We start from the raw sequence: 9,897 nt of genomic DNA on the forward strand, positions 1-9,897 counted from the left end.
GGTCAGGAGAAGTAGGTGCCGCCGTTGACGTCCAGGTTCGCACCGGTGATGAACGCCGCTGCATCGGAGGCCAGGAACACCGCCGCATCGGCGGCTTCGTCCGGCACGCCCTGGCGGCGCAGCGGGGTGTTGCCGGCGACCGCGGTGCGCACTTCCGGCTTGGTGAATTCGTCATGGAAGCGGGTGGCGATCATGCCGCAGCACAGCGCGTTCACGCGGATGCCTTTCGGCCCCAGTTCCTTGGCCATGGCGCGGGTGAAGGTCATCACCGCCGCCTTGGCGGTGGCGTAGATCGACGCGCCCGGGCCACCGCCATCGCGGCCGGCCTGCGAGGCGAAATTGACGATGGCTGCGCCTTCGCCCATGTGCGGCACCACCGCGTGGGTGGTCAGGTAGGTCGAGGTCAGGTTGAGGTCCATCACCGTGTGGAAGAACGCCGGGTCGATCTCGGCCAGCGGGCGGCGCTGCACCATGCCGCCGGCCACGTTCACCAGCAGGTCGATGCGCTCGCCGAACGCGGCCTGGGTCGCGGCGACGAGGCCGGCCACGGCGGCGGCATCGGTCACGTCGGCGCGGTGCACGATGGCCTGGCCACCGGCGGCCTGGATCTGCGCCAGCGTTTCGTTGGCGCTGGCTTCATCGTTGGCGTAGTTGATGCAGACGCGTGCGCCGGCAGCGGCCAGCTTGATCGAGACGGCACGGCCGATATCACGGCCACCACCGGTGACGATGGCCACCTTGTCCTGGAACGACATGCGGGAAACTCCTTGGCTTGCGGGGGAATGAAGGGAAAAGCAGGCTCAGCCGCCACGGCGGTCGAGCTTGTGGATGGGTCCGGTCCACCACCACAGCGCGGCCAGCGACAGCGGCACCAGCGCGGCGACGAGGATGAAGATTGGAGCGTAGGAATGGCGGGTCAGCACCGGCACCAGCCAGGTGGTGATCAGCGTGCCGGCCACCGCAGCTAGGCCACCGAGGCCGGCGAGGGTGCCGACCGAGCGGCCATCGAACAGATCACCCGGCAGGGTCTGGATGTTGCCGATGGCGACCTGGAAACCGAACAGCACCGCGGCAATCGCTAGCACTGCGAACAACGGCTGGTTGGCCAGCATCGCGCCCAGCAGGGCAGGGGCCATGATCACGCAACCCAGGGTGATGGACAGCTTGCGTGCGCGGTCAACGCTCCGCCCGGCACGGATCAGGCGTCCGGACAGCCAGCCGCCGCTGAGGCTGCCGAGCATCGCGCCCACGAAGGGCACCCAGGCGAACAGGCCGATCTGCTTGATGTCGAAGCCGAAGGTCTCGGCCAGGTAGATCGGCAGCCAGGACACGAACAGCCACCAGATCGGGTCCAGCAGGAAGCGGCAGGCGAGCATGCCCCAGCTCTGCCGGTGGGTCAGCAGCGAACGCACGCTCACCTTGGTCGCGGCGGCATCCTGCTGCCCGGCCTGGTCTTCCATGATCAGGCGGCGTTCGGCATCGCTCACCCACGGGTGCTTGTCCGGGCCGGCGCGGTAGACGAACAGCCACGGCAGCAGCCACAGGAAGCCGATGGCACCGACCAGCACGAAGGTGCCGCGCCAGCCCAGCCACAGGTACAGGCCGGCGATGGCCGGTGCGGACACGATCGCGCCGATTGATGCGCCGGCGTTGAACACGCCCTGCGCCAGTGCGCGTTCGCGCGCCGGGAACCACTCGGCATTGGCCTTCACCGCGCCCGGCCAGGCACCGGCCTCGCTGATGCCGAGCATCGCCCGCACCACGCTGAAGGACAGCATCGAATGGGTGACCGAATGCAGGGCGATGGAGATTGACCACACGCTGATCGACAGCGCGAAACCCAGGCGCGTGCCGATCATGTCGAACAGGCGGCCGAACAGGAACTGGCCGGCGGCGTAGAACAGCATGAACACCGTCACCAGCAGCGCGTAGTCATCCTTGGTCGCGCCCACTTCCTTGGCGATTTCCGGCCACATCACCGCCAGTGCATTGCGGTCGATGTAGTTGATGACCGTGGCCACGGCGATCAGGCCGACGATCAGCCAGCGCACGGCCGACCGCACCGGCACCTTGCGCAGCGGGCTCAACACCGCAGGGCCGTTCATTTCGCGTCACCCTTGCTGCGGTCCATGCGCGCGTGGCTGCCGCTCCAGCGGTAGGCGTGGCCATCGACGGTCACGCTGTGCTCGCCCTTGGCGTTGCTGTCATCGGCCACGCCCAGGGCGATGCGGGCGCCGCTGGCCAGGCGCAGCTCGATCACCTCGGCATCGCTGCCGCGGGTGCGCACGATATCCTTGATGCGGCTGTCGGCGCCGTGCACGTACTCGGCGGTGCCGTTGTACTCGCCATGCGGCTCCAGCACGCTGAAGAAGGTCACGTCCTTCTGGCCTTCCACGCGCTGCAGCAGGGCCGGTTCGCGGCGCAGGTTGAATTCCGGATCGTTGGCACCGCTTTCCACCAGCAGCGCCTGCGCAGGCGCGCTGCTGCCGAAGCGATAGGTGTAGAAGCGGCCATCCAGCAGCCAGGCCAGCGTGCGCGGCTCGCTGCCGGGCTTGCTGCGTGCGTCCAGCCACAGGTGCTGGTAGCCGTTGTCCTTGCCCAGCACCGGGCGCTGGCTGGTGAAGTGTTCGGCCTCGAAACCGGTGGTGACGATGTGGCCGTTGAAATGCAGCGGCAGGTCGTAGCGCGCGGCCTTGTCACCGTGCACCTGCAGCAGGTCCAGCACCACCGGCAGGCCCAGTTCGGGGTGGCGCAGCAGCGCCTGGGTGCGGGTGAACACCACGCCGGGGTAGGCATCGCGCATGGTCGCCGAGGCGATCTGGGTATCGGTGTCGGCCTGGAAGAAACGCACCTGCGGTGCATGTTCCTCGCCGCGTTTCCAGTCGCCCTTGAAGTGGCTCAGCTCGTCCACCACCAGGGTGTTGTGGGCCACGGTCTGCTTGGCCCAGCTGCGGTTCTCGGCCAGGTAGATGCCGCCGCGCTTGGCTTCCACGTTGAGGAAGCGCGCTGCGCCGTAGTCGGTCACCACGGCCTTGCCGTTGTCGTAGAACAGCCAGTTGAGCTTGTCGAAGTGGCCGTGGCCCATGCCCTGCATGGTGTCCTTCTGCACCAGCGCCTGGCCGTCCTCGCCGTTCATGCGCAGGATCGCCAGGCCGCCGCGGTCGCCGTCGCGACCATCGCGCAGCAGCATCGGCTTGTAATCGAAGGGTTTGGCCTTGTTGGCCGCCAACGCCTGCGCCACCTGCAGGCCTTCGGGCGAGAGCAGCAGGCGTTTCTGCTGCTGGGCCACCGACAGCAGGTGGTCATCACCGGTGCGTGCATAGGCGATGCCGATGCCAGCCACCAGCTCCTCGGTATCGATGCCCTTGTCCAGGATCGCATCGTTGATCGGGAAGAACAGGCCGTCGTAGCTGGTCTGCACCAGCACATCCACGGCCTTCAGCAGCACGCCGTCGCGGCGCGCGAAGATCTTCCGCTGCGGCTCGTTGCGTTCGATGGCGTTGGCGAACAGCAGGAACGGCGCCAGTGCATAGCGCTGGTAGTACGGGCCTTCCTCGTAATAACCATCGGGCGAGAACAGCAGGTCGATCTGCCGCAGGAAGCCGAATTTGTCGTCCTTCTGGCTGCCGCGCAGGGATTGCTCCACCAGTTCCTGGTCACGCAGCACGTAGCCGGTCATGCCGGTGGCGGCCACCGCCCAGGTCGCGTGGTTGTGGATCTGGTCGTAGTTCTTCGGCTCGCTGATCAGGAATTCGGCCATCGGCCGGAACAGTTGCGACTCGATGGTCTGCCGGTCCTGTGCGGACAGCGCGTCGCGGATCGCGTCGTAGCCCTGGATGGCGTTGACCAGCCACACCGAATCGTTGAGCACCTGCCAGAACACGCGGCCGGGAATCTGCCCGCGGCCTTCCGGGTGCGGGCCCAGGGTCGGGTAGAGCTTGGCGTACTGCAGCAGCATGTCGCGCGAGTAGTCGACATAGGCCTTGTCACCGGTCAGCCGATACAGCGTGCCGGCCGCCAGCAGCGCCTGGTAGTTGCGCTTGTGCTGTTCATGGGTGCGGCCGCCGCCCTTGTCCTTGGGCACCGGCACGTCGATGCCGGCCTTCATCATCTTCTTCAGTGACTTTTCCGTACGCGCCTGTTCCTTGGCGAACCACGGGTAGCGGCTGCCTTCGCTGGCCATCTGCTGCCACTGCGCAGCGGTCACCAGCACCGGCGCGGTGTCGGCCTGGCGCGCGGCGGCGGCCGGGGCCGCCAGCAGCGGTGCGGCCGGCAGCAGGGCAAAGGGGACGGCCAGGGCCAGGGAAACAAACAGCGGCTGCAACCTCATCGATCAACTCCGGTGCTGGTGCGGGACAGGGCAACCTCGCCCACCTTGGGATACCAGTCCACCCCCGTGGCCTCGCGCGCGGTCATTGCCAGCGCCGGATCGGCACCGGTGGCGGGCAGGGCCGGGGTGGGCGTCCACAGGCCGCTGGCGGCCTGCTGCAGGGTCACGCTGCGGCTTTCGACGCCGCTGGGAAACGCGGTGCTTGCCTGCGGCGACTGCACGTTGCCGCTGAAGGCGATGCCGGCCAGTGAACTGGCGGCGGTGGGTGGGTTCTTGCTGGTGCGGTTGACGATCAGGTTGGCGCTGAAGCGGCTGTTGCTCGCGGCCACCTCGATGCCCTTGGCCACGTCATGGCCGACGCCGAAGCTGATCTTCGCCACATCCACGAAGGTGTTGCGGCTGATGGTGGCGTTGACCACCGGCGCATAGCCGGACAGCGGCGGATCGGCCTGTGCGTCCATGATTGCCAGCGCGGAGCGGTTGCTGGAACCGGCCAGGCGCTCGAAGTAGTTGTTGCTGACAGTCTGGTCGGCGTTGATGATGCGCACGCCGCCGGTGCCGGCCTTGTCGTCGCCGAGGAAGACATTGTCGAGCACCCGGTTGCCGTTGCCGTGTCGCAGGGTCAGCGCGCCGGCCGACCGATAGAAGACGTTGCCGCGGTAGGTATTGCCACCTGACTTGTTGGAGACGATCTCGGTCTCGCCGTCGCAGCTTTCGAACCAGTTGTTTTCCACGGTGCTGTTGGAATCGCTCAGCGAGGTATCGCTGGTGCCGACGCGGATCGTTTCGCCGCCGTTGACGCCGAGCAGCGGGCGCGGCCCGAACCAGTTGTGGTCGATGCGGTGCTGGTTGTCCAGGCCCTGGGTGGCATCGCGCACCACCACCACGGTGGGGCCAGCGTTGGTCTTGCCGCGCAGCTGGCTGTGGTCCAACCGGTTGTGGCTGCCATACAGCGATACCCAGTAGTCCTGGTCGCTGGCATCGGGGTTGGTGTAGTCGTCGATGACCAGGCCGGTCACCCGGCTGTGGCTGGCCACCGCCTTGCTCGATTCGCGGAAGGCCACCACCGCATCGCCCGGCGTGTAGCCGTTGCGGAACACCAGATTGGAGACCTGCAGGTAGCTGCCGGCCAGGCGCAGGTCCGAACGCCCGCTGAGGATCACCTTGCCCGGGGTTTGCGCGCGCAGGGTGATCGGCGCGGCCTCGGTGCCCTGTCCCTTCAGCAACAGACGGGTGTCGGTCCAGGTGCCGTCGGCCAGCACGATTTCATCGCCGGGCTGCAGGGCAGCCGCGGCGGTGGTGAACTCGGCGGCATCGTAGACCAGCCAGCTGGTGGCCTGTGCCGACGAAGTGGTCAGGCAGATTGACAGACCAGTTGCAAGGAATGATCCGGGAAACCGGTTGGACGGGCGGTACGAAGTCGATTCGGTGCGCATGAAGTCCTTCCAGGGACGGCCGGGCCGTCGTTTCGGGTGGGTGTGCATACCACTTGCGGGGCCTGTTGTAAGCCAGCTTTCGCGCAAAGTCATGCTGCATCAGCACATTTAATGACGGCCAAGTGGTATGAAACAAAGGTATTAAGAAAAATCCAGTCCAGTTGGTTGACATTTCTGTGTCTGCATGTCGAAGCTGCGTCCACGCCTGCCAACCAGGCGATCCTTTGGGAGGAGGAAACCATGCGGCAATCTGCCGGAGCTGTACGCACCATCACGCTGTCACCCACCCCCCTCGTCGTGGCTTTGCTTGCCGCGCTGGCCGCCGCTCCGCTGGCGCAGGCACAGTCCACCACCGGCAGCGCCGGGCAGGACGCCACCACGCTGGACCAGGTGCAGGTCACCGGCATCCGCGAATCGATGCAGAGTTCGATCAACAAGAAGCGCGACGACACGGTCGTCGCCGACGTACTCTCTGCCGATGACATCGGCGACCTGCCGGCGCCGTCGCTGGCCGATGCGATCGAAACGCTGACCGGCGCCGCCTCGACCCGCGACAAGACCGGTGCTTCGGAGATTTCCATCCGCGGCCTCGGCGCCTTCCTCAGCAGCACCAATTTCAACGGCCGCGAGATCACCAACGGCAGCGGCGACCGCTCGGTGAACTTCAACATGTTCCCGGCCGAGCTGATCAATACGGTGGCCATCTACAAGACCCAGCGCGCCGACATCATCGAAGGCGGCGTGGCCGGCACCATCGGCCTGGAGACGGTCAAGCCGCTGGAATACGGCAAGCGCTCGGTGCAGTTCGACCTGCGCGGCAGCTGGGCCGAGTATGACAAGAAGTACCGCGATGACGATGGCATCGGCTACCGCGGCACCGCCAGCTACATCGACCAGTTCGAGTTCGGCGACGGCCAGAAGCTGGGTGTTTCGCTGGGCTTCCAGCGCCTGGACGGCACCGACCCGGAAGAGAGCATCACCAGCGGTTCCACCTGGTATGCCTGCGATGGCAACCAGAACGTGGCCAACGCCAACTGTTCCGAAGTGGGCGCGCAGGCCATCGCCAACGGTGCGCCGTACTACCTGGTGCCGAGCAGCCGCATCTACCGCCTGAAGCAGGAACGCAACGACCGCCAGAGCGAGTTCGCTGCGGTGCAGTGGCGGCCCAACGATGTGGTCGAAGTGAACGTCGACTTCGAGCACACCCAGCGCAACTGGTATGAAAACCGCAGCGACCTGAGCCTGTCCAACGCGCGCCGTGGCATCACCCAGCGCGAGGTGGACGAGAATGGCATCGTCCGCCACCTGCATGGCAGTACCTCGATCGATTCCACCTCCAACCGCTACTGGCGCGGCGAGGAATACACCGGTGGCGGCCTGAACCTGATCGTGCGCCCGAGCCCGGCCTGGGAACTGTCCACCGATCTGTCCTATTCGCACACCAACCGCCTGGACAGCGAGCGCATGACCCGCCTGCGGGCCAACCAGCGCGACATCAACAATGCCATCGTGCCGGGCATCAGCAGCGGCACCACCGGTTATGTCGACTACGACTGGGACTGGCATGGCGAAGTGCCGAGCGTGGCCCTGGCGCCGAACTTCAACGTGCAGAACTGGGATGCGTACTCCGGTGCGGCCCGCGTCACCTCCAGCGCGACCGAGAACGACCACAGGATAAAGGCCGGCCGCTTCGACGCCAGCTTCATGCCGGAGTCGGGCTTCTTCACCCGCATCAAGGGCGGCGTGCGCGCCAGCCAGGCCGACTACCGCCTGCGCGACAATACCCTGGTGACCGACTACGACCAGCGCGTCGCCGCCGACAAGGCAAAGATCATCGCCGCCAACCAGGCCTGCCGCGCACCGTTCCCGCAGAGCGATTTCATGGATGCCGCCAGCGGCAACACGATCTCCTCTTGGGCCTACTTCGATCCGGACTGCCTGTACCAGTCCTTCCGTGGCAGCCTCGACAGCGGCCTGGATCCGGATTTCCAGGATCCCAACAACGTCGACATCACCGAGAAAACGCGCGCGCTGTACCTGCTGGGCGAGTTCAGCAGCAGCCTGTTCGGGCTGCCGGTCACCGGCAACGTCGGCCTGCGCTGGGTCAAGACCGATGTACGTTCGGAAGGCGTGCGCACCGACCTGCAGATCGAGGACAACGGCGACGGCACGATCCGCCTGCAGCCGACCGGCAACTACACCACCCAGGTGTTCAAGGCCGGCAACGACAAGCTGCTGCCCAGCCTGAACGCGGCCTTCGAACTGCGTCCGGACGTACTGCTGCGCGTCGGCGCCTACCGTGCGATGTCGCGCCCGGACATCGCGGCGCTCGGTGCCGGCCGCACCATCAATGTCAGCAGCGATGCCACCTACGGCAACCTGGCCGATGCGCTGGACGACATCAGCGCCAGCGGCAACCCGGCCGCGCAGCCGCTGATGTCCTGGAACGGCGATCTGTCGCTGGAGTGGTACCCGAACCCGGACACCCTGCTGGCCGGCGCGGTGTACTGGAAGCAGTTCAACGGCGGCACCGCCACCGCGCTGGAGCCGGAGACCTACACCATCAACGGGCAGACCGTGACCGTGCCGGTGCGCCAGCAGGTGACCACCGACGATGACAGCACCCTGACCGGCCTGGAACTGAGCGTCACCCATCGCCTGTCCTACCTGCCCAAGCCGTTCGATGGGCTGGGTTTCAAGGTCAGCTACAACTACGCCGATGCCGACTACGAGACCCAGGATTCGCGACTGGGCGAGCAGCTGGCCGCCGATGGCACCGTCATCCCGGCCATCGTGCCGCCGGCCGGTCTCAGCGGTTTCTCGCGGCACGTGCTGTCCGGTTCCATCTACTGGGACGTGGGCCGCTTCAACATCCAGGCCATCGGCAAGTTCCGCTCGCACTACTACCAGGACTTCACCGGCAACACCGCGCAGCAGAACCGCTACTACGACGACAACACCAGCGTCGACCTGCGCATGCGCTACAAGGTCAACAAGCAGCTGTCGCTGTCGCTGGAGCTGATGAACCTGACCAACGAACCGCGCGTGGCGTACCAGCCGCTTTACGGCAATTTCCGTGAAGTGGTGACCTACGGGCGGCGAGCGTATTTCGGTGTACGATACAAGTTCTGAACAGGGCGGCGCGGCCAGTGGTCGCGCCGTCGCTCCATCCGGACCCGCACCGCGCACGGTGGCCCGGGACGGGCCTGGAGGGAACCGCCAAGGGTCAGCCGCATGTCCGCCAACCGCCTCTACCAGACCATCGCCGCCAAGCTCCGCAAGCTGATCGAGGACGGCGAATTTCCGCCGGGCTCGCGCCTGCCGGGCGAGCGTGAGCTGGCCGAACGTTTCGGCGTCAGCCGGGTGACCGTGCGTGAAGCCGAGATCGCTCTGGAAGCCCAGGGCTGGATCGCCATACGCATCGGCTCGGGCGTGTACGTCAAGCCGCGCCCGACGCAGGCCGCCGGTGGCCTGCCCGATGTCAGCGCCTTCGATCTGACTGCCGCCCGCGCGGTGTTCGAGGCCGAGGCCGCGGCGCTGGCTGCCAGCAACGTCGACGAGGCCGGCATCGCCGAACTGCAGGTGCTGGCCCAGGCCCTGTGCCGCCGCGACCTGACCGATGAGGAGGCCGGCGACTTCGACCGCCGCTTCCACCTGACCATCGCCCGCCTGTCCGGCAACCCGGTGGTGGAGTACTTCATCCAGCAGATCTGGCGCATGCGCAGCGATCTGCCGCGGGTGGCCGAGGTCTACGCGCGGGTCTGCCACGACGACGGCGCCAGCCGCGCCGACGAGCACATGGCGATCTTCGAGGCGCTGCGCAGCCGTGATCCGGTGGCCGCGCGCAATGCCATGCGCTACCACTTCCAGCGCCTGTTCGAGGCGATGCTGGAAGCGACCGAAAGCCAGGCGCTGGAAGAAATCCGACGGCGCACCCAGCAGGACCGCGAGCGCTTCCTGGCCACCACGCGCATCTGAGGGTTTCCAGCCAACGGCGCAGCCCCTCGTGGGGTGGTCGCTTGATGCATCGGGGTCTGTGTGTTGGGTCGGGCGGGTTGGGTTCGCGGGACACGCCGTGAATCCGTCCCTGGAGGCTCGATGGCGCCATCCATGGCGCCAACGGTCCCGCGA

The 9,897-nt window shown here is 66.7% G+C and carries 6 protein-coding genes; 2 read left to right on the forward strand and 4 right to left on the reverse strand.

What is annotated here, in order from left to right; translation table 11 throughout:
* Positions 1-2: 2 nt before the first annotated feature.
* Genes FJU31_RS14450 through FJU31_RS14465 form a run of 4 tightly spaced genes read right to left on the reverse strand, consistent with a single transcriptional unit; the run spans position 3 to position 5,766 of the window.
* Entirely contained in the window at positions 3-755 is a 753-nt protein-coding gene (locus tag FJU31_RS14450) for an SDR family NAD(P)-dependent oxidoreductase (protein ID WP_079222850.1), read from the reverse strand.
* 45 nt (positions 756-800) lie between these two features.
* Positions 801-2,105 (reverse strand): MFS transporter, encoded by a 1,305-nt coding sequence (locus FJU31_RS14455; protein WP_150455366.1) that lies wholly within the window; start codon positions 2,103-2,105, stop codon positions 801-803.
* Entirely contained in the window at positions 2,102-4,330 is a 2,229-nt protein-coding gene (locus FJU31_RS14460) for an oligoalginate lyase (RefSeq protein WP_150455367.1), read from the reverse strand. The genes FJU31_RS14455 and FJU31_RS14460 overlap by 4 nt, the downstream gene beginning before the upstream one ends.
* On the reverse strand, positions 4,327-5,766 hold the full coding sequence (locus FJU31_RS14465; RefSeq protein WP_150455368.1) for a polysaccharide lyase 6 family protein: 1,440 nt from the start codon (positions 5,764-5,766) through the stop codon (positions 4,327-4,329). Before FJU31_RS14465 ends, FJU31_RS14460 begins: the two co-directional genes overlap by 4 nt.
* Before the next feature lie 240 nt (positions 5,767-6,006).
* Here FJU31_RS14465 and FJU31_RS14470 point away from each other — a divergent pair, with 240 nt between their 5' ends.
* Positions 6,007-8,898, forward strand: a complete 2,892-nt coding sequence (locus tag FJU31_RS14470) for a TonB-dependent receptor (RefSeq protein ID WP_150455369.1) — start codon at positions 6,007-6,009, stop codon at positions 8,896-8,898.
* Between the two features lie 102 nt (positions 8,899-9,000).
* The gene (locus FJU31_RS14475; RefSeq protein WP_150455370.1) at positions 9,001-9,744 is read left to right on the forward strand and encodes a FadR/GntR family transcriptional regulator; all 744 of its coding nucleotides are present in this window, start codon (positions 9,001-9,003) and stop codon (positions 9,742-9,744) included.
* Positions 9,745-9,897: the final 153 nt, after the last annotated feature.

Origin of the sequence: Stenotrophomonas cyclobalanopsidis (assembly GCF_008710035.1) — a bacterium.
GTDB classification, from domain to species: domain Bacteria; phylum Pseudomonadota; class Gammaproteobacteria; order Xanthomonadales; family Xanthomonadaceae; genus Stenotrophomonas; species Stenotrophomonas cyclobalanopsidis.